Origin of the sequence: Streptomyces sp. WAC04114 (assembly GCF_019733245.1) — a bacterium.
Classification (GTDB): domain Bacteria; phylum Actinomycetota; class Actinomycetes; order Streptomycetales; family Streptomycetaceae; genus Streptomyces; species Streptomyces massasporeus_A.
On the sequence record NZ_JAIGQA010000002.1, the window covers coordinates 97,288 to 115,738 of the forward strand.

Annotated in this window: 20 protein-coding genes and 2 pseudogenes; 16 read left to right on the top strand and 6 right to left on the bottom strand. The window is 70.3% G+C overall.

The genetic code is table 11. The features are described from left to right. Positions 1 to 86: 86 nt before the first annotated feature. On the bottom strand, positions 87 to 644 hold the full coding sequence (locus tag K4G64_RS01340; protein ID WP_221754165.1) for an ABATE domain-containing protein: 558 nt from the start codon (positions 642 to 644) through the stop codon (positions 87 to 89). Positions 645 to 747: 103 nt separating this feature from the next. On the opposite strand from K4G64_RS01340, the gene K4G64_RS01345 reads away from it, so the two are divergent. The 4 genes and pseudogenes from K4G64_RS01345 (at position 748) to K4G64_RS01360 (ending at position 3,741) form a co-directional block, all read left to right on the top strand. Then, a complete protein-coding gene (locus K4G64_RS01345; protein ID WP_221754166.1) occupies positions 748 to 1,911 on the top strand; it encodes an epoxide hydrolase family protein in 1,164 nt (387 codons plus the stop codon). Positions 1,912 to 1,921: 10 nt separating this feature from the next. Beyond that, positions 1,922 to 2,200 (top strand): annotated as a pseudogene (locus K4G64_RS01350) (hypothetical protein); the annotation flags it as partial. A 211-nt stretch (positions 2,201 to 2,411) separates the two neighbouring features. Further along, the gene (locus K4G64_RS01355) at positions 2,412 to 2,939 is read left to right on the top strand and encodes a DUF4232 domain-containing protein (RefSeq protein ID WP_221754167.1); all 528 of its coding nucleotides are present in this window, start codon (positions 2,412 to 2,414) and stop codon (positions 2,937 to 2,939) included. Between the two features lie 169 nt (positions 2,940 to 3,108). Further along, positions 3,109 to 3,741 carry a bifunctional 2-polyprenyl-6-hydroxyphenol methylase/3-demethylubiquinol 3-O-methyltransferase UbiG gene (locus K4G64_RS01360; RefSeq protein ID WP_221754168.1) on the top strand — a complete coding sequence of 211 codons (633 nt, stop codon included), beginning with the start codon at positions 3,109 to 3,111 and terminating at the stop codon, positions 3,739 to 3,741. Positions 3,742 to 3,812: 71 nt separating this feature from the next. On the opposite strand, the gene K4G64_RS01365 is transcribed toward K4G64_RS01360, so the two are convergent. Beyond that, entirely contained in the window at positions 3,813 to 4,451 is a 639-nt protein-coding gene (locus K4G64_RS01365; RefSeq protein ID WP_221754169.1) for a TetR/AcrR family transcriptional regulator, read from the bottom strand. Positions 4,452 to 4,518: 67 nt separating this feature from the next. On the opposite strand from K4G64_RS01365, the gene K4G64_RS01370 reads away from it, so the two are divergent. Together K4G64_RS01370 and K4G64_RS01375 are read left to right on the top strand one after the other, a co-directional pair. After that, positions 4,519 to 6,144 carry an FAD-binding oxidoreductase gene (locus tag K4G64_RS01370; protein WP_221754170.1) on the top strand — a complete coding sequence of 542 codons (1,626 nt, stop codon included), beginning with the start codon at positions 4,519 to 4,521 and terminating at the stop codon, positions 6,142 to 6,144. Between the two features lie 209 nt (positions 6,145 to 6,353). Beyond that, the gene (locus tag K4G64_RS01375; protein WP_308122180.1) at positions 6,354 to 6,689 is read left to right on the top strand and encodes a hypothetical protein; all 336 of its coding nucleotides are present in this window, start codon (positions 6,354 to 6,356) and stop codon (positions 6,687 to 6,689) included. Positions 6,690 to 6,778: 89 nt separating this feature from the next. Here K4G64_RS01375 and K4G64_RS39725 read toward each other — a convergent pair. Beyond that, positions 6,779 to 6,945: pseudogene (locus K4G64_RS39725) on the bottom strand (site-specific integrase); the annotation flags it as partial. A gap of 437 nt (positions 6,946 to 7,382) precedes the next feature. Here K4G64_RS39725 and K4G64_RS01385 point away from each other — a divergent pair. From K4G64_RS01385 to K4G64_RS01415, 7 genes are all read left to right on the top strand, one after another. Beyond that, positions 7,383 to 8,159, top strand: coding sequence for a restriction endonuclease (locus K4G64_RS01385; protein ID WP_308122182.1), 777 nt, complete (start codon positions 7,383 to 7,385; stop codon positions 8,157 to 8,159). Positions 8,160 to 8,643: 484 nt separating this feature from the next. Continuing rightward, positions 8,644 to 8,817, top strand: coding sequence for a hypothetical protein (locus K4G64_RS39730; protein WP_260459829.1), 174 nt, complete (start codon positions 8,644 to 8,646; stop codon positions 8,815 to 8,817). 57 nt (positions 8,818 to 8,874) lie between these two features. Beyond that, positions 8,875 to 9,300: a DUF6003 family protein gene (locus K4G64_RS01395; protein ID WP_221754172.1), complete on the top strand. Its 426-nt coding sequence runs from the start codon at positions 8,875 to 8,877 to the stop codon at positions 9,298 to 9,300. Between the two features lie 288 nt (positions 9,301 to 9,588). Beyond that, entirely contained in the window at positions 9,589 to 10,101 is a 513-nt protein-coding gene (locus tag K4G64_RS01400; RefSeq protein WP_221754173.1) for a toxin-antitoxin system HicB family antitoxin, read from the top strand. Between the two features lie 110 nt (positions 10,102 to 10,211). After that, a complete protein-coding gene (locus K4G64_RS01405) occupies positions 10,212 to 11,054 on the top strand; it encodes a DUF4097 family beta strand repeat-containing protein (protein WP_221754174.1) in 843 nt (280 codons plus the stop codon). Between the two features lie 61 nt (positions 11,055 to 11,115). Beyond that, positions 11,116 to 12,123, top strand: coding sequence for an ATP-binding cassette domain-containing protein (locus K4G64_RS01410; RefSeq protein WP_221754175.1), 1,008 nt, complete (start codon positions 11,116 to 11,118; stop codon positions 12,121 to 12,123). Continuing rightward, positions 12,120 to 12,911, top strand: coding sequence for an ABC transporter permease (locus K4G64_RS01415; RefSeq protein ID WP_221754176.1), 792 nt, complete (start codon positions 12,120 to 12,122; stop codon positions 12,909 to 12,911). The genes K4G64_RS01410 and K4G64_RS01415 overlap by 4 nt, the downstream gene beginning before the upstream one ends. A gap of 38 nt (positions 12,912 to 12,949) precedes the next feature. Here the strand turns inward: K4G64_RS01415 and K4G64_RS01420 are convergent, their stop codons facing one another. From K4G64_RS01420 to K4G64_RS01430, 3 genes are all read right to left on the bottom strand, one after another. Continuing rightward, entirely contained in the window at positions 12,950 to 13,621 is a 672-nt protein-coding gene (locus K4G64_RS01420) for a hypothetical protein (RefSeq protein WP_221754177.1), read from the bottom strand. A 270-nt stretch (positions 13,622 to 13,891) separates the two neighbouring features. Continuing rightward, positions 13,892 to 15,109, bottom strand: coding sequence for a glycoside hydrolase family 64 protein (locus tag K4G64_RS01425; RefSeq protein WP_221754178.1), 1,218 nt, complete (start codon positions 15,107 to 15,109; stop codon positions 13,892 to 13,894). 94 nt (positions 15,110 to 15,203) lie between these two features. After that, positions 15,204 to 15,803, bottom strand: a complete 600-nt coding sequence (locus K4G64_RS01430; RefSeq protein ID WP_221754179.1) for a DUF998 domain-containing protein — start codon at positions 15,801 to 15,803, stop codon at positions 15,204 to 15,206. A gap of 137 nt (positions 15,804 to 15,940) precedes the next feature. On the opposite strand from K4G64_RS01430, the gene K4G64_RS01435 reads away from it, so the two are divergent. The 3 genes from K4G64_RS01435 to K4G64_RS01445 are packed head-to-tail and all read left to right on the top strand — an operon-like array spanning position 15,941 to position 18,422. Beyond that, on the top strand, positions 15,941 to 16,939 hold the full coding sequence (locus K4G64_RS01435; protein ID WP_221754180.1) for an inorganic phosphate transporter: 999 nt from the start codon (positions 15,941 to 15,943) through the stop codon (positions 16,937 to 16,939). A gap of 19 nt (positions 16,940 to 16,958) precedes the next feature. Further along, positions 16,959 to 17,573 (top strand): hypothetical protein, encoded by a 615-nt coding sequence (locus K4G64_RS01440; protein ID WP_221754181.1) that lies wholly within the window; start codon positions 16,959 to 16,961, stop codon positions 17,571 to 17,573. Between the two features lie 27 nt (positions 17,574 to 17,600). Continuing rightward, a complete protein-coding gene (locus K4G64_RS01445; RefSeq protein ID WP_221754182.1) occupies positions 17,601 to 18,422 on the top strand; it encodes a DUF817 domain-containing protein in 822 nt (273 codons plus the stop codon). Positions 18,423 to 18,451: the final 29 nt, after the last annotated feature.

The following is an 18,451-nucleotide window of genomic DNA, read 5'->3' on the forward strand; positions in this document are numbered from 1 at the left end:
GTGGGTCACCGCGGTGAGTCAACAGGATCGTGTCCCGGGACGATGATCCGAGCGAACCTCATCCGTTCAAGGGTTCGCAGCAGCCGTCAGGCGCGCTTTCCGGCGTTGAAGCGCGCCTTCTTCTGGCGATTCCCGCACGTGTTCATTTCACACCATTTGCGGGTACGGCTTTGGCTCGTGTCGAAAAAGGCCGCTCGGCAGGTCGGCGATGCGCACAAGGCCAGTTTTCCGTCGCGTTCGCCTGCGATGATACTGATCGCGTCGGCGGCGATGACACCCAGGGCATCCTCCACACAGGAGGCCGAGCTGAGTCGCCATTGCCGAGTGCCCTCGGGCGTCAGGATGGCCGCGGCCCGGCCCTGAGCGCTGCGATCGTTGATGACCTGTACAGCAGATGCAGGGAGATCTTCCTGGCTCGCGGCCGCCGTCAAGGCAGCGTGAATCGATTCCCTGAGTTCCCGGGCGAGTTCGAGCTGGGCGATGGTGCAGGAGTCCACGGCGAGGCCGCTCACCGTCAGCCAGTCGACGAGTCGCCGGGGCACCGGAATGCGCTCCACGGCCTCTCCACGACGCTCGGTCAAGGTCGCCGTGAAGCTAGTCGCCAGCACCTTGCCGAGACGGAAATCAGGGAACCGATCATGCATGGAACCACCTTAGCCGGTTGCCGGCCGACATCGAGGCGTGCTAGAACCGCCTTAGCCGGTTCTCAGCAGGTCCGTGCCGGTTCCACGACGACCAGGAGGCCCCATGCCCGGCGACGTGCACGCATTCGAAACCCACGCATCCGAAGCCGACCTCGACGATCTGCGCGCGCGTCTGACCGCAGTGCGACTACCGGAGCCCGAGACGGTCCGTCGCGCCGCGTCCGGTCGTCACCGATGGGAACAGGGCGTTCCGCTCGCCGACCTCGTCGATGTCGTGAACTACTGGCGCACCGCGTACGACTGGCGGGCGTTCGAGGAACGCCTCAACAGCATCGGCCAGTTCCGCACGACCATCGATGGTCTGGGAATCCACTTCCTGCACCGCCGATCCGCGCGCACGGATGCCACTCCTCTGATCCTGACGCACGGCTGGCCGGGCAGCATTGCCGAATTCGTCGACGTAGTGGACGAACTGACGGATCCGAAAGACGCAGACGCGCCGGCGTTCCACGTCGTGATTCCGTCGCTGCCGGGCTTCGGTTACAGCGACAAGCCCGACACCACCGGGTGGGGAACGGAAAAGATCGCGGCCGCGTGGGTGGAACTCATGGGAAGGCTCGGCTACGACACGTTCGCGGCCCACGGCGGCGACTGGGGAGGCAATATCACGACGGTTCTCGGCGGCAGGTTCCCGGCGCACGTTCTCGGCATCCACACCACGTTCGCGGAAGTGCCGCCCGGACTGACGACGGAAGGGCTGACGGCCGTCGAACGCACATGGGCCGCGGAGACCCGCGACTTCTGGCGCCACCGCGCCGCGTACGCGAAACAGCAGGCGACCCGGCCGCAGACCATCGGCTACTCGCTCGTCGACTCCCCAGTCGGCCTTCTCGCCTGGCTCCTCGACAAGTTCGCCGAGTGGTCGGACACCGAGGACAGCCCGTTCGAGACGATTTCCAGGGACCGTGTTCTCGACGACGTCACCCTGTACTGGCTGACGCGGACCGGCGCATCGGCGGCCCGCATCTACTACGAAAGCCACAACTCCCTCGATCCCGGACTCCGGGTCGACGTCCCGTCGGCGATCACCATGTATCCCCGCGACATCGAGAAGTGTCCACGCGTTTGGGCACAGGAGCGGTACCGGCGGATCGTCCGATGGGGGTCGCCCGAATCCGGGGGACATTTCCCGTCACTTGAGGTTCCCGAGCATTACGTCAGGGATCTGCGGGAAGGCCTCGCGGCAGTGCTGGCCGCTGGTCGGTGACCACACGCACGAGCACAGCGGACTGAGCACGTCCGAGTACGCCAACTCCATCGCGGCACTGGACGCATGGGTCCGCGGTGGCAGGAAGCCCACCCCGGCCTCGATCGCGGCCTCCTGCCCCGCGTTCGACGCCTCGTACGGCACGGGCTGCTTCTACGAGCCGGCCTTCACGCCTGCTCCGTATGCCACCCGCGTGAACCCGCGCCCCGGTGGTCTGAACTGGCCGGCCCTCTGGGCCCACCAGGAGAAGAAGCGGAGCCGGCTGCCCTCGGTGGGCATCGCGCCCTGAGCTGACGGACGGTGCCGAGACTTGACCCGGTTCACGTTCCCGTCCCGGCATGCCGTTCCAGGCAGTCCGTGTCTGTGCTGGTCAGCGCCCGTTTCAGTGTTCCGGCGTCCCGAAGTGACCGCCTGATGTGGCGGGTGGGACAGACCGCGGAAGAGGCTGAGGCCGTCCAAGCAGCTCGCTGGACAGCCCACTTCACACCATGGAGATCTCGATGCGTTCGCGCCTTGCCGCCCCCTCCGCCCGCCTCGCCATCGCCGCAGTCGCGGCAGTGGCCGTCACCGCCACCGCGGCCGGCACGGCCACCGCCACGGCCGACAGCCGAAGTGCCACCGTGCGGGCCTGCGCAACCAAGGACCTGAGCTTCAAGGTCAGCCTGAAGACGCAGGCGGGCGGCTACTACCTCGTCACGGCCAAGGCCAAGTCCGGCATCACCTGCTACCTGGAGGGCGTCTTCCCCTCCGCGTCCTTCGGCTCCTCCGCCGACACCGAGGTGGCGCCCGCCGAGCACGCGGTCAGCGACAGGGTCACCCTGTCCGGATCCACCGCCGCCTACGCCGGCATCAACCCCAAGACCACGAACAACGACTTCGGCAAGGAGTTCGACTTCCTCCACCTGTCCGTCGCGGGCGACGAGACCAACGCCGTCACCTTGCCCCTTCCCGAGACCGCCCTGGTCGACCACCCCGTCGCCACGAACTGGCACGCCGACCCCGCCGACGCCGTCCCCTTCGCCAACTGACGCTCCGCGCCGGGCATCTCGCGCCCACGCCCCCGGCCGACGGGATGCCCGTCGGCCGGGGGCGCAGCGGCTCTTCGGCCGCGGAGGCCTTTTGCCGTAACCGCAACATTGCGTGCCGAGCCACACGGGTCGTGGCAAGACTGAGGGCACACCGACACAGGGAGGCCTGATGAGCACCGCCGATGCGGTCACGTTCTGGGACGACGTCTACGCGGGCCGCCCCGCAGCCGTCGGCCCCCGCCCCAACGCTCGCCTCACCGAGACGGTGACGGGCCTCGGCCTGCCGCCCGGTGAGGCGCTGGACCTCGGATGCGGTGAGGGCGGCGACGCGCTGTGGCTCGCCGGGCTGGGGTGGCGTGTCACCGCGGTCGACATCTCGGCCGTGGCCGTCGAGCGGCTCACCGCCCTCGCCCGCGCTCACGCCCTGGGCGGCCGCGTCCTCGCGGCGCGGCACGATCTGCAGGAGTCCTTCCCACCCGGCGCATTCGACCTGATCTGCGCCCACTACCTGCACACCCCCTTCGGCCTGGACCGTTCGGCCGTCCTGAGAACGGCCGCTCAAGCGCTGCGGCTCGACGGACGGTTGCTGGTCGTCGACCATGGATCGACCGCGCCCTGGTCGTGGAACCAGGATCCCGGCCTTCGGTACCCGAGCCCGCGGGAGGTCGCCGCCGGCATCGGTCTGGACCCGGGGACATGGACGGTCGAGCGGGCCGACGCACCCCGCCGGATCGCGACCGGCCCGGACGGGCGCACCGCCGAGGTCACCGACCACGTACTCCTGATCCGCCGCACCGCCTGACGGAACGGAGCATCCGGCACGAGTAGCACAGGCATCGGGCATCGGACTCGGGCATCGTCGATCCGAACGCGTCAGGCGATCTCGTCGTCGGTGGCGAGGAGGGTACGGCCGGCCGCGAAGAGCCGCGCGCAGCGTTGCGTCATGGCTTCGGGTGACTGGTCGGGGTGGTTGACCCACCAGCGCACCAGTGCGGTGCACAGGCCGCGCCACGCGTAGGTGAGGGCGTCCGCGTCCAGCGGGTCGCCGGATCCGGCCGTCCGCAGGAAGTCGGCGCTGCCGGTCGCTGCGAGGTCGTCGATGGCGTGGCGGTAGTGCGCCGCGCGGCGGGCGGCGTCGCTGTCGGGCGGCAGCGTGGCGTCGTAGAGGACGAACCACGCCTCGCGCTGCCCGTCGAGCGCGGTGAACAGGGCGTGCAGCACGCGCAGGGCGGTGGGTCGGGCCGCGGGGGCGGGTTCGGCCATGGCGGTGCGGATGGCGTGCAGGAGGCGCTCGCCCACGGGGTTCAGGCAGGCGAGGTAGAGGTCCTGCTTGCCGCCGAAGTAGTGGTGCAGCAGGGGCTTGGTGACGCCGACCCGGGCGGCGACGGCGGCGACGGTGGTGGCCTCGTAGCCGTGGCGGCCGAACTCCTCGGTGGCCGCCGCCAGGACCTGTTGTTCACGGATGGCCCTGGGGACTCCCTTGGTGCCCGCCTTGGAGGAGGGTGTTGTCATGGGCTTCATATTACCCTACGGTAATTTTCCGTAGGGTAAATTCACCGGCCTTGCAGGGAGCACACGCATGCCCGCCTCACCCCCCGGTCACGGCACCTCCCGCACTCGCTCGTGGTGGGGCTGGGGCTACGCCGACTCCCACCCGGACGACGCCGAATGCATCGCGATGGGCGCTCTGTTGCCGGGCACCCTGTCCCGCCCGTTGCCGATCCCCCGGGTCGCCGACCTGGCGATCGCCCGACCCGGGGTGACGCCCCCCTCCTCGCTGGCGCACCTCGTCAGCACCGACCCCGAGGCGCGCGCCGCCCACGCCATGGGCAAGGCCTACCGCGACATCATCCGGGCCCTGCGCGGCAGGCCGGGCCGGATCCCCGACCTGGTCGCCCGACCGACCGACGACCGGGAGGTGGCCGACCTGCTGGACTGGGCCGGCGGACAGGGCGTGGCCGTCATTCCCTTCGGTGGCGGCTCCTCGGTGGTCGGCGGCGTGGAGTACCGCGGTGACAGCCACCGTGCCGTGCTGTCGCTGGACCTCACGTCGATGGACCGGGTCCTGGAGATCGACACCGTCAGTCGCTCGGCCCGCATCCAGGCCGGGGCACTCGGCCCCGTGCTGGAGGAGCAGGTGCGGCCCCACGGTCTCACCCTGCGCCACTTCCCGCAGAGCTTCGAGTTCTCCACGCTCGGCGGCTGGCTGGCCACCCGAGCCGGTGGCCATTACGCCACCGGCCGCACCCACATCGACGACTTCGTGCAGTCCCTGCGGGTGATCACGCCCGCCGGTTCGAACACGTCCCTCCGGCTGCCCGCGTCCGGTGCCGGGCCGTCACCGGACCGCCTGTTCCTCGGCTCCGAGGGTGCGCTCGGGATCATCACCGAGGCGTGGATGCGCCTACAGGAACGCCCGCGCCACAAGGCGTCGGTGTCGGTGGCGTTCGCCGACTTCTCCCATGCGCTGGAGGCGGTGCGGGTCATCGCCCAGTCCGACCTCTCCCCCGCCAACTGCCGCCTGCTCGATCCCGGCGAGGCTCTGCTGTCCGGCGCCGCACAGGACGGCTCCTCGGTCCTGGTGCTGGGGTTCGAGTCCGCCACCGGACGCGTCGACGACCGCCTCGCGAGCGCCCTGGAGCTGGCGCGGGCTCATGGCGGCCGGGGCGGACCGCCGACGGCGAACGGGGGCGTCGCCCCGGCAGAGCGAGACGCACCGGCCGACGCGGCGGTGAGCGCCTGGCGTTCGGCCTTCCTGCGCATGCCGTATCTGCGCGACGGCCTGGCCCGCATGGGGGCCGTCGTCGACACCTTCGAGACCGCTGCCACCTGGGACAGGATCCCGGCCCTGATCGACGCCGTCCGCACCGAGGTCGGCTCCGCCGCCCTGAAGGCCACCGGGCACCCGGCCACCGTCAACTGCCGTCTGACGCACGTCTATCCCGACGGTGCCGCGCCCTACTTCACCGTGGCCGTCGCCGGCCGCCCCGGCGAAGAAGTCGCCATCTGGGACGACATCAAGGCTGTCGCGAGCGACGTGCTGCACCGCCACCGCGCCACGATCACCCACCACCACGCCGTCGGCCGGGACCACCGCCCCGGCTACGACCTCCAGCGCCCCGAGCCTTTCGCGCTGGCGCTGCGCGCCGCCAAAGACGCCCTGGACCCGCATCGCATCCTCAACCCGGGCGTACTGATCGACTGACGGCACAAGGCCTTGCCCTCCCCGACAGCGACCGTGCCCGAAGTCGCAGTCGCTGTACGGCAGTCGATCCGCCGCCCCGGGACGCCGGGCGTGTCAGAATGCCGACATGATTCTGATCCGAAAGGGCAATGCCGCGTAGGCGTCCGAAGGCCGTCCGCGCCGAGCGGTGGCGGCCGCCCAAGCACCTGCCGGTTCGCCGGATTCCGCACGTGTCGGCTCGAACTCGGGCAGCGGTACGGCGTGTTGAGGCCGAGCACCTGTGGCCCGACGGCGTCGCTGTCGCCCTCAGCCGCTTCGAGCATGCCTTCAGACAGCCGGGGCGCTGTCTGAGCGGCCCTTACGAGAGTCCCGGCATCGAGATCGAAGACGGCCGGGACGACCTGGACGAGGTCCTGCGGCATCTGCCCCGAGGAGCCCGCGCGGATCTCGGTCGTCTGATGGCCCGCATCGACGCGGAGTTCGAGCGCCGCACGCTCCCGGATCCGGGATGGGCGAGCGAGTGGACGGCGGGACGTTGGTGGTGGTGGCGCATCAGGGAACGGTGACGGCGGCCACCGTCCACGTCTCCGGGCGATGTCGGTGGCCCGTCGCACATGCCGGCAAAAGCCGTGCGCGCAGGTTCGAGATCCGGAACTCAGTCGTACTCGCGGAGCAGGTCCTCGATGCGGCGGTTGGCGACGTCCTGCCGCCCGTCGAGGCACCTCGCGTAGCGGGTCGGCGCACCTCGACGCTGTTGGCGGCGCGCTCGGCCATGCAGGTCGGGTCGACGGCGGCGTTGAGCCACGTCGACAGCGCCGAGTGCGTGCTCACGACGGCGGAAAACACGTACTTCTTCAACGCGTACCTCGGGTGATCGGCGGCTCGTGGGGGAGGCCGGGAGGCGTTACTCCCCAGTAGGTCAGCAGAGTCAATAGACGCCCAGGAATCGGTTCAGGGCCGATGACCTGCAGATTCGCTCCACGTCGTAGCGTTAGTGACCGCGGCCGTTGCTGACCGGCCTCCGTGTCTCCGGCCGCGCATGACACAGCCTGCCGGTGCTGAGGTCGGGCCCCGCCTCGTCCCTGAAGCGGGGCTCAGCCGGCTGTGGGCTGCGTGGACCCGCCTCGCCAGATCTGCCATGTGCGCAACCGTGACCTGCCGCGTTGCCTGGGTGGCAAGGGGCCTCCGGAGCCGTGAACGCTTTGATCTTGGGCAGAAGGTGGGAGTGATCTTGCTGTTGTCCCAAGAGGGGGGATGTCGTGACAGTGCCTGCGCCTCGTTCGGCGTTTGCGAAGAGCCGCCGCTACCGGTTCGACCTTCGGTCGACGGCCCTGTTCTTCGTGTTCCTCGCGGTGCTCGTGAGCCTCCTGGGCCTCGCCGCCCGCGTGGCGGCGGGCGCTGTCGAGCGGCGTCCGGCCTGGGTGTTCGTGCTGGCCTTGATAGGTGTCGCAGGCTGTCTGGGCCTGCGGCGCCGGTGGCGCGTGGCGGGAGTGGCACGTCGGGCCGCGGTCGCGCTCGACGAGGCGGCCAGGGAAGCGGCCAGGCACCTGGAGGCTCCGGCGGTGTCCCGTCCGCCGACGGCAGCCGAGGACGAAGTGGCCGTCGTCGACTACGCCGCCCTGACGCCGGAGGAGTTCGAGGAGGCGATCGCCGCACTCTGCGAACGCGACGGCTGCTCCGGCGTCGAGGTCGTGGGCGGCGCCGGTGACCTGGGCGCCGATGTCCTGGCGGTGACACCCGACGGGCGCCGGATCGTCGTCCAGTGCAAGCGCTACGACGAGTCCCACCGGGTCGGGTCCCAGGATCTCCAGCGTTTCGGCGGCACGTGCTTCACCGTGCACGAAGCCGATGTCGCCGTACTGGTCAGCACCTCTGACTTCACGGCGCCCGCGCTGGAGTACGCCGAGCAGTGCGGGATCCTGTGCGTGGACGGGGAAAGCCTGGAGGCGTGGACGGACGGCACCGGCCCCCGCCCCTGGGACGTGGCCCCGGAGGCCGGGACGCCCGGCTGCGAGACGGTCGGCGCCGGATTCTGAGCGGCGCGCTGCCCGGCTCGGTGGCAATTCGCATGATCGGGCACAGGGCGGACATGCAGGCTTGCGCGGTGATACGTGAGCCGACCGTCAGGACGGCGCGGCCGAGGACATTCGCGGCTTCGACGGCGCCCTGGACCTGGCCCGGGCCGACGGTCCGCTCACCGCCCTGGGACTGTTGCGGGGACGCCGGGCGCGACGCCCGGCTCGACTTCGACCTGCTGCAGCACTGGCAGCGGCACGTCCTGGGCACGTCACAGCCACCGTCCCTGCGCAGCCGGCCGGCGTTCGCGAAGGGCGGCCGGGAACGCTGCGGCATCGCCCGCGGCATCCGAGCCCGCCTCGATGCCTGCCTGGCCGAGGGCACCTACGACGCGGCGCGACCCCTTCCCCTGACCGCTCGTGCCGCACGCGTCTACCTCGACGTCTGCTTCTTCCACCCCTTCGACTGCGGCAACGCCCGTTGCGCCTTCCTCGCGCTGACCTCGTGCTCGCCCGCGAAGGCATCGCCCCCGACGGGGTCGTCCTGCTGCGCCGTGTTTTCTTCCGGGACGACGAGCCCAAGGACGCGCTCGCCCTCGCGTCGTACGTCGACACGCACATCTCCGAGACCCGGCGCCATGCCGCTTCCCCCGATCGAGTGGCAGGAGTCCGGCGCTAATCCGGGCGCGGCGGGGTAATGGATGTCGACCAGCACCCTGTTGCGAAGGAGCCGAGGATGACCGACGAAGCCTATTTGTTCCTGCTCGACGACGCGTCCGCGCAGCTCGGCGTGGTGCCGACCGCCGTCGGTGAACTCGCCTGCATGGAGACTCCCGCCGTACGCGCATGGCTCCACGCCCAGGGAAGCACCCCGACCTCACCGCACCTGCGCCTGCTCCCGCCGGAGGAGAGGGCGGCCGTGCCCGAGGGGGCGGAACGCCTGCCCGTTCCGCTGAGCGAGGAGGAGTTGGTCCGCCTCCGCCACCACCTGGTGCCGGAGCCGCTGGCCCAAGTCGAGGAGGAACTGCTCGCCTACCGTGACAGTGCGGACGGGCGGGACGGCCTGATCGGTCGAGCACTGGCCGCCGGTGTGGCACCGCACCGCATCGTCGAACTGACCGGGGTGGATCCCGCGACGGTGACCGCTGCCGCGAGCAGGTGAACGACGTCGCGGGCACGCCGTGCGCCGTGTCCGTTCCAACATGCGGCCCCGCCGGGTGAGCAACACCGGGCGGGGCCGTTCTGTGTGTCTGCCCACCCCATGTGGCACCACGTGGCACCACCTGGCGCCATCTCGGGCCCATGGGGACGCCGCCCAGGCAGTGACACCACAGCACCCCAGGACGCCACCACCACGTTTACGCAGGTGAGAGGGGCCCCCGCGGGGTTACGACCCACAGGTGCGCCATAGAACCTTGCCATGGCGCCATAGTGGTGCCATGATGACGCCATGGACCTCACCCCGTACGTCGAGACCCTTCGCCGCGAACTCGCGGTGGCCGCCGAAGCCGGTGGCCACGAAGCGCGAGAGCTGGCCGAGAGGCTCACCGCCCCCCTGGAGTCGGCGACGCGCCTGACCATGCTCAACGTGCTCTCCGCCGCGATGGACGAGATCACCCGTGAGCTCGCCCCCGGTTCGGTCGACGTACGCCTGCGCGGGCTCGACCCCGACTTCGTGGTGACACCGCCACCCGCCCCGGCCGGCGCTCCCGCCGAACCGACCACACCCCTCGAACCGATCAAGGCCCCGGGCGAGGGCGACGAGGGCGGCACCGCGCGCGTCAATCTGCGCCTGCCGGCCCACCTCAAGGCCCGCGCCGAGGAGGCCGCGTCCCGCGAGGGTCTCTCGGTCAACGCGTGGCTGGTGCGCGCCGTGTCGGCCGCGGTCGACGGCGGCACCCGGCCGCGTACGACGGAGAAGACCCAGAGCCTCGGACAGAGCTTCACGGGTTGGGTTCGCTGACCGCGACCGGCGGCCCGCAGCACCTCATCCACAGCACCTCATCCACAGCACCTCACGACACCACGTCCCACCAGCGGGGACGTTCGATGACCCAAGAGGACGGGACAGCCATGCCTTCTTTCGACACTCCTGAACCCATCACCGCCACGGCCCACGTGGAGGCCGGGTCCATCCAGTTCACCGCGGGCGACCGCGTCGACACCGTCGTCGAGGTACGCCCCCGGGACCCGAAGAAGGACCTGGATGTACGGGCGGCCGATCAGACCGAGGTCGCGTACGCGGGCGGCGCACTGACCGTCAGGACGCCCAAGTCCGGCCTGTTCGGTCGCACCGGCACCGTCGATGTGACGGTCGAACTGCCCGCCGGCTCCCACGTCGACACGACCGGCGCTTGGACCCAGGTGCTCGGTGAGGGACGGCTCGGCGAGGTCCGCGTGAAGACCTCCTCCGGTGACGTCCGGTTCGACGCGACCGGCCCGCTGAAGCTGACCGCCTCCCACGGCTCGATCACCGTGGACCGGGTCGACGGCGCGGCCGAGATCACCACGAGTTCCGGCAGTCTGCGCATCGGCCTCGTCGACGGCCCCGCCGTCCTGAAGAACTCGCACGGCACCACGACCGTCGACGTCGCGACCGGCGAGCTGCGGGTCAGCGGCGCCAACGGTGACATCGAGATCCGGCGCGCCGAGGACGCGGTCACCGCCACCACCGCCCACGGCACCCTGCGTGTGGGCGAAGTGGCCCGCGGGACCGTCCAGTTGGAGACCAATTACGGCGCCATCGACATCGGCGTCCGCGAGGGCACGGCCGCCTGGCTCGACGTCAGCTCGGTCTCCGGGCAGGTGCGCAACACACTCACCACGTCCGAGGCCCCGGAGAAGACCGAGGACACCGTCAGGGTCCGCGCCCGCACCAAGCACGGCAACATCGACATCCGCCGCGCCAAGGCCTGAGCACCACTCCCCCTCAACTCCCACCTCCCCAGCCCACTTCAGCCTTCGAACGGGAGGGCACATGCCTTCTTCTGTCATGTCCACATCCAGTCAGGGCCACGCCTCGGCTCCCGCCGTCTCCGCCGTGGGTCTGCGCAAGTCGTACGGCGACAAGACCGTCCTCGACGGCCTCGATCTCCATATTCCGGCCGGATCCGTGTTCGCGCTGCTCGGGCCGAACGGCGCCGGCAAGACCACCGCCGTCAAGATCCTCTCCACGCTCATCACGGCCGACGGCGGACAGGCACAGGTCGCGGGCCACGACATCGCCACGTCACCGGACGGGGTCCGGGCCGCGATCGGGGTCACCGGGCAGTTCTCCGCGGTCGACGGCCTGATCACCGGCGAGGAGAACATGCTCCTCATGGCGGACCTGCACCACCTGCCCAAGCGCGAGGGCCGCCGCATCGCCGCCGAGCTGCTGGAACGCTTCGACCTCACCGACGCCGCGAAGAAGCCCGCCTCCACCTACTCCGGCGGCATGAAACGCCGCCTCGACATCGCCATGACCCTGGTCGGCGACCCCAGGATCATCTTCCTCGACGAACCCACCACCGGCCTCGACCCCCGCGCCCGCCACAGCATGTGGCAGATCATCCGCGACCTCGTCACCGGCGGCGTCACCGTCTTCCTCACCACCCAGTACCTGGAGGAAGCCGACGAACTCGCCGACCGCATCGCCGTCCTCCACAACGGCACCCTCGCCGCCGAAGGCACCGCCGAGGAACTCAAGCGGATCGTCCCCGGCGGACACGTCCGGCTCCGCTTCACCGACCCTGCCGCCTACCGGAACGCCGCCACCGCCCTGCACGAAGTCACCCGGGACGACGAGTCCCTCACTCTGCAGATCCCCAGCGACGGCAGCCAGCGCGAACTGCGCGCCATCCTCGACTGGCTGGATGCGGCCGGCATCGAAGCGGACGAGCTGACCACGCACACCCCCGACCTCGACGACGTGTTCTTCGCCCTGACCAGCGACCGGCCCAACCAGCCGAACCAGCCGAACCAGCCCGAGGAGGCTGCCCGATGAGCGCCCTCTCCCTCGCCCTGCGCGACTCGTCCACCATGCTGCGCCGCAATCTCCTGCACGTGCGCCGCTACCCGTCCCTCACCCTGAACCTGCTGCTCAGCCCGATCGTGCTGTTGCTGCTCTTCGTCTACATCTTCGGCGACACCATGAGCGCCGGTATCGGGGGCGGCGGCGGGGGCCGGTCCGAGTACCTCGCGTATCTCTTCCCGGGGATCCTGATGCTGACCATCGGCGGCACGACCATCGGCAGCGCGGTGTCCGTCTCCATGGACATGAACGAGGGCATCATCGCCCGCTTCCGCACGATGGCGATCCACCGCGGCTCGGTGCTCGTCGGGCACGTCGTCGGCAGCGTGATCCAGTGCGCGATGAGCGTGGCCCTCGTCGGCGCCGTCGCCGTCGCCATCGGTTTCCGCTCCACCGACGCCACCGCGCTGGAGTGGCTCCTGGCCTTCGCGCTGGTGGTCCTGATGTCCCTCGCCCTCACCTGGATCGCCGTCGGAATGGGCCTGTCGAGTCCGAACGCCGAGGCGGCCAGCAACAACGCGATGCCGCTGATGATCCTGCCGCTGCTGTCCAGCGCCTTCGTGCCGGTCGACGCGATGCCGGGCTGGTTCCAGCCGATCGCCGAGTACCAGCCGTTCACCCCGGCCATCGAGACCCTGCGCGGCCTGCTGCTCGGCACCGGGATCGGCCACAACGGATGGCTCGCCGTGGCCTGGTGCGTGGGGCTGGCCGCGCTCGGCTACCTCTGGTCCAAGTCGCTCTTCGACCGCGACCCGAAGTAGACAAACACGGCCGGCCCCACTGCGAAGGCGGGGCCGGCTCAGCGGCTGCGGGTGAAGACCTTGTTCTCCGTGGAGCCGCCGTCGCACAGCTTCTTCTCGTCGGCCGTCATCTTGCGGGACTTGACGACGACCGCGCTGTGCTTGCCGTCCGTTCCGTTCGGGGCGGGGCCGGTAACCGTGTCGGGCACGAACCAGTAGTAGTGACCCCACTTGGGGTCGTCGTAGTGGGTCTGCCAGGTGCCGGATATCTGCCGCATGACCTGGGCGCGTGAGATCCAGCCCACTTCTCCCGGCTTGACGGACACGGTGAAGGAGCTCGTCTCGGTGTGCGAGCTCTGCCAGGTGTAGTTGTACGTCGCGGTCACGCTGGCGGTGATGATGCCCTCGATGCCACCGCCCACGGTGACCGAGCCGCCCACCGAATGGGAGGAGCCCACGGTGTCGGCCCATGACATCGACTGGGAGGCGGCCGAATCGGTGCAGTTGAAGAGCAGTTCGGAGACCTGACGGGGCTCACCGAGATAGGCCTTGCCGAGTTCCGGGGAATTGAAGCTGCACTTGCCTTCACCGGAAGCGCAGTCGGCCATGATCTGCTCAGCGGTGGGCTGTTCCTCGGCCGCGGCCGGCACGGCCGTCGCGATCACCCCGAGTGCGGTCGCCGTCAACGCGAGCGTGCGACTGCCGTACCGCAGGGCGTGGTTCATCGTCATCGTTGGTGCCTCTCACCATTGCGTGGGGGGAGAGTGACCGTAATGGCCCTGGTTCCGGCAGGGGTTGCGGTCACCTTGTGATGCCAACGAGGCTCACGTAATCAACATCCCAACTACACCAAGAGATGGCAAAGTTGTAATTGATTCCGAAACTGATGAATGGCCGACTTCGAGCACCGCAGATTGTTTTGGGAACAGCTCGCAGGTCAGTACGACAAAGCCGTCGGCACCACGATGGGATCGTGGTGCCGACGGCGCACGGAAGGCCGGTCAGCTGAGCGGTTCGAGCGTGAGGTAGGCCTGACGCGGGTTGCCGTCGTGCACCAGTGATTCGTGGTGGCCGACGTCGTCGAAGGCGAAGGCGTACGCCTTCCCGTCCGCCATCTGGGCGTGGATCGCGCGGGCGTAGTGATTGGTGACGGCGTCCTTGTAGAAGTCGGCCGCACCGGCGTCGGGCTGGTTGGGGTTGACCAGCAGTGTGGACCGGTTGAAGCCGGCGCACAGGGTGCGCGAGATCGGGCCGCGCACCTGGTCGTTGGGGGCGTCCAGCCTCCGGTGACAGCCGAAGACGGAGGAGGCGTCCGGCTTCTGGAAGCTGGTGACGACGGCCCCGGCACTGTTGGTGAAGTTCAGGACGCCGCCGGAGACCCGGCCGAAGTACTTGGTGCCGGGCTGGTCGGCGAACGGGGTGACCGTCAGGGTGGAGCCGGCGTACTTCTGCCAGACCCGGTTGATGTAGTCGTCCATGACGGCGGCCGGCAGGGCGCCGGTCTCCAGGCCGTACAGCGGTGACAGGGCGCGCAGTACGGTGCCGTCGGGGCGGGTCTGGATCAGGTTCGCCCAGCCTCCCGGCTGTGCTCGCAGGGCGTTGAAGAAGCCGTTGTACCCGCCGGGCTTGAGCCGGCCGGTGCTCGCGGTGCTGCCGTCGGCCCGCTGCACTCCCACCGCGTAGGGGGCGGAGAACATGTCGACCTGTGTGCTGTTGATCCACAGGCCCGAGTCGTTGAGCGTGTACTCCGACCAGTTGAACAGGATGTTCCGGTTGGGGTCGGTCGGGTTCTGCACGGCGGGCTGGACCAGGCCGCCGGTGGTGAGCTTGAAGACCAGCTTCTGACCGTAGGAGAAGTACACGCGGCCGGAGAACTTCGGCATGCGGATCGTGGCCGACTGCCCTGCCGCCGGGCCCGGGATCGAGGCGTCCGGGGCGGGAGTCGGCGGGTTGCCGCCCGCCGGCCAGGGATGGAACGTGCCACTCGCGTCGGCCCAGCCCTGCCGTCCGGTCGAGAGTTCCGTGCCGAGGTTGTAGATGTACAACTGCTCGCCGCGGGCCGAATTGTTCGTGATCTTCAGTGGGATCGTCGTCGGCACGGCGGCGTGGGCCGGCGTACCCGTTCCGGTCGCCAGCAGTGAGCCGGCGAGGACCACGGTGAGGGCCGTGACGAGGGACAGCCCCGCGGCCGTGGCCCGGCGCCTGAGAGTTCGCAACACGCTCTTGCCTCCGTTCGACAGTTGGCCGAAATTCTGAGAGCGCTCTCAGAGTTGCGCCTTGGTCCGTACCTGTCAACAGAGCGGAAGGGTTCGGTCAGCTCGGGCGCCCGTCGCGCGGGGATCCGCGCAGGCAGGAGAGGACCACCACGAAGGGCCAGACCGACTGAAGGGTCGTCACCGCGCGCTCGGCCACACCGGCCGCGCCGTGGAGGTGCAGCTCGACCAGGAACCAGGCCGCGCCGATCGCCATGACCGCCGTGGCCGCCAGGGACGGGAACGGGCGCAGGGCCCACGGCACGGCGGTTCCGGCCCTGGCGGCCAGGACGGGCCATGCCGCGAGGACGGAGAAGCCCACGGCGGTCACGGAACCGTGGCTCAGTGAGCCACCGCTGCTCGGTGCCGGGACCACGGCCACGGCCCATGCCGATACACCTCCTGCCGCCAGCGCCATTCGCCCCGCGCTGGCGGCCGGGCGCAGGCCCCAGGCGGTCAGCAGATGGCAGAAGCCCAATGCGATGAACGCCGCCGTCATCACCCAGGACCCACTGTTTCCGGGGGCCGCCAGGACGCTGATCGTCTGGGCGGCGGGGTCGTAGGGGTGTCCCTGCAGCGATGCCGCCACCAGCCAGCCCATGATCAGGAAGACCGGCGCACACCCGGATGACACCAGCGCCCATGTAGGAACAGATCGCACCGGAACACCGTAAGACGGTGTATCTGCTCCTCCGGGTTCCTTCGGCCCCCCGCCCCGCGTGGCGTAGCCGCACGGCCCGATCCGCGCGTTGAGCGCACGATGGAACCGTGCGACCGCGCGTCGAAAGGTGATCAGGCATGGAGCTCGCCCTCGTGGTGCTGATCATCATCGTGGGGCTGACGTTCGACTTCACCAACGGCTTCCACGACGCGGCGAACGCGATCGCCACCTCGATCTCCACCAGGGCGCTGACACCGCGGGTGGCACTGGCCATGGCCGCGGTGATGAACTTCTGCGGCGCCTTCCTGGGGACCGGGGTCGCCCAGACCGTCGGCAGCGGCATCATCGAGGCGCCCGAGGCGACCTCGGGGCTGCTGCTCGTCCTGTGCGCGCTCCTCGGCGCGATCGGCTGGAACGTCTTCACCTGGTGGCGGGGGCTGCCCACCTCGTCCTCGCACGCCCTGATCGGCGGGCTGGTGGGTGCCGCGCTCGCCGCGTCCGCCACGGTGCAGTGGTCGGGCATCCTGGACAAGGTCGTCCTGCCGATGCTGCTGTCCCCGCTGGTCGGCGTGGTGCTCGGCTATCTGCTGCACACGGGCATCCTCTGGCTGTTCCGCCGTTCGACGCCCCGGCGCACCATGCGGCGGTTCCGCGTGGCGCAGACCGTCTCCGCCGCGGCCATGGGGCTGGGGCACGGGTTGCAGGACGCGCAGAAGACCATGGGGGTCATCGTGCTGGCGCTGGTCACGGCCGGCTGGCAGGACGGCTTCTCGGTGCCGGTGTGGGTGATCGCCGCCGTGGCCCTCGCCATGGCCGCCGGCACCTACACCGGCGGGCGTCGCATCATCACCACTCTGGGGCGGCGCATCGTGCACCTGGACCCGCCGCGCGGGTTCGCCGCCGAGACGGCTGCCGCGGCCGTCCTCTACACGACCGCGTTCCTGGTGAAGGCGCCGATCTCCACCACGCAGACGATCACCGCGGCCATTCTGGGTGCCGGTGCCACCCGGCGCTTCTCCGCCGTACGCTGGCAGGTGGCCCGTTCGATCGGTACCGCCTGGATCCTCACGTTCCCCGGCGCGGGAATCCCGGCGGCGGCGCTCTATCTGCTGCTGCACGCCATCACCGGTCTGTGATCACAGCCGGAGGTCGTCCATGACCGCTCTTCCCGGCCGCAGGGGGTCCGTCGAGACCCCCGCCGGAGTCCCGGACGGCCTTCCGGTGCCCGGGCGTTTCGCCCATCTGGACCCGGACGACGGTGCCTGCCTGATGGAGGCCGCCGCGGTGCTGTCCTCCGGCCGCTTCACCGACAGCCCTCCCGGGACGCATCCGGCGCTCGCGGCCCTGGCCCGGGTGGTCAACGACAGCGTCGACGACGACGCCCGGCATGCCTTGTGGCCGCTGGCCGCCGACCTCGCCGACGCCCGCCCCGCCGGCCGCGACTACGCGCCGCTGCTCGTCGGCGCGGTCGTGGACGCGGCACGTCTTGGGCGTCCCGCGTCCCGGCGGCTCGCGCGGCACGGCCGTGCGTGCCGCGCGAGGGCGGCGAGGCTCGCCCACGCGCCCGCGGCTGGTCCGGCGGCCCGGATCGCCGATCTGCTGTGGTGGCGCGGGCCGGGGCGCCGTCACCTCGAGCACGCGCTCGGCGTGGTGTGCGCCGCCCCGGACGCCGATCAGCGGCTGTCGGGGCTGTTGCGGCAGGCCGTGGCCCAGGCGCGGGAGTTCACCGGCGGCGGGGCTCCGAGCAGGGAGTTTCGCTGCAACCGTTGAGCCGACGGGCTCGTCCTACAGGGCACCATGATCCCTGCAAGCCCCACCGGCCCCCTGGCCACACCGGTCCGCCGGCTGCTCGCGTTCGCCTGGACGCAGACGCGGGCCTGCGCTTTCGCCATCGCCCTGCTGTCCGGCGTGGCCGTGTCCACGCTGCTGCCCGACCTGCCCGTGGCTCGTTACGACCTGCTGGTCGTCTACGGGGTGCTGCTCACGCTGGTGTTCTGGGCCCGCGGCTGGGAGAACGGGCGGGACGTGGCCGTCATCGCGGTCTGCCACGTCATCGGCCTGGCCTTCGAGCTGGTGAAGGTGTCGCTCGGTTCCTGGAGCTACCCGGAGCCGGCCGTGCTGAAGTTCGCCGGCGTCCCGTTGTACGGCGGGTTCCTGTACGCCGCCGTGGGCAGCTACGTCTGCCGGGCCTGGCACCTGTTCGATCTGGAGATCGTGCGCTATCGGCCGCGCGCGACCGCCTTGGCCGCCGCCGCCATATACGTCAACTTCTTCAGCCACCACTGGCTGCCCGATGCGCGCTGGGTGCTGGCCGGGCTGCTGGGGGCCGTCACGTTGGGGACGTCGGTGCGCTTCACGGTGCGAGGGGTGCGCCGGCGCATGCCGCTGGCGTTGTCGTTCGTGCTGATCGGGTTCTTCCTGTGGGTGGCGGAGAACCTGGCGACCCTGGTCGGTGCCTGGCGTTACCCGTATCAGGAGCACGGCTGGGAGCCGGTGGGCGTGGCGAAGTTCGGGGCCTGGGCGTTGCTGATCAGCGTGACGTTCGTGCTGGCGGCGGTGGGACGGCGCACCGATTCCGCGGCGGCGCGCGAGGGGGGCGAGAGCCCCCGGAGAGAGTGAAGTCGTCGCGGGGACGTTCGCCTGAGTAT

Excerpts from the sequence above, each read along its gene's own strand:
- K4G64_RS01340 (WP_221754165.1), bottom strand. The coding sequence starts at position 644 with ATGCATGATCGGTTCCCTGATTTCCGTCTCGGCAAGGTGCTGGCGACT.
- K4G64_RS01345 (WP_221754166.1), top strand. The coding sequence starts at position 748 with ATGCCCGGCGACGTGCACGCATTCGAAACCCACGCATCCGAAGCCGAC.
- K4G64_RS01355 (WP_221754167.1), top strand. The coding sequence starts at position 2,412 with ATGCGTTCGCGCCTTGCCGCCCCCTCCGCCCGCCTCGCCATCGCCGCA.
- K4G64_RS01360 (WP_221754168.1), top strand. The coding sequence starts at position 3,109 with ATGAGCACCGCCGATGCGGTCACGTTCTGGGACGACGTCTACGCGGGC.
- K4G64_RS01365 (WP_221754169.1), bottom strand. The coding sequence starts at position 4,451 with ATGACAACACCCTCCTCCAAGGCGGGCACCAAGGGAGTCCCCAGGGCC.
- K4G64_RS01370 (WP_221754170.1), top strand. The coding sequence starts at position 4,519 with ATGCCCGCCTCACCCCCCGGTCACGGCACCTCCCGCACTCGCTCGTGG.
- K4G64_RS01395 (WP_221754172.1), top strand. The coding sequence starts at position 8,875 with ATGACCGACGAAGCCTATTTGTTCCTGCTCGACGACGCGTCCGCGCAG.
- K4G64_RS01400 (WP_221754173.1), top strand. The coding sequence starts at position 9,589 with ATGGACCTCACCCCGTACGTCGAGACCCTTCGCCGCGAACTCGCGGTG.
- K4G64_RS01405 (WP_221754174.1), top strand. The coding sequence starts at position 10,212 with ATGCCTTCTTTCGACACTCCTGAACCCATCACCGCCACGGCCCACGTG.
- K4G64_RS01410 (WP_221754175.1), top strand. The coding sequence starts at position 11,116 with ATGCCTTCTTCTGTCATGTCCACATCCAGTCAGGGCCACGCCTCGGCT.
- K4G64_RS01415 (WP_221754176.1), top strand. The coding sequence starts at position 12,120 with ATGAGCGCCCTCTCCCTCGCCCTGCGCGACTCGTCCACCATGCTGCGC.
- K4G64_RS01420 (WP_221754177.1), bottom strand. The coding sequence starts at position 13,621 with ATGACGATGAACCACGCCCTGCGGTACGGCAGTCGCACGCTCGCGTTG.
- K4G64_RS01435 (WP_221754180.1), top strand. The coding sequence starts at position 15,941 with ATGGAGCTCGCCCTCGTGGTGCTGATCATCATCGTGGGGCTGACGTTC.
- K4G64_RS01440 (WP_221754181.1), top strand. The coding sequence starts at position 16,959 with ATGACCGCTCTTCCCGGCCGCAGGGGGTCCGTCGAGACCCCCGCCGGA.
- K4G64_RS01445 (WP_221754182.1), top strand. The coding sequence starts at position 17,601 with ATGATCCCTGCAAGCCCCACCGGCCCCCTGGCCACACCGGTCCGCCGG.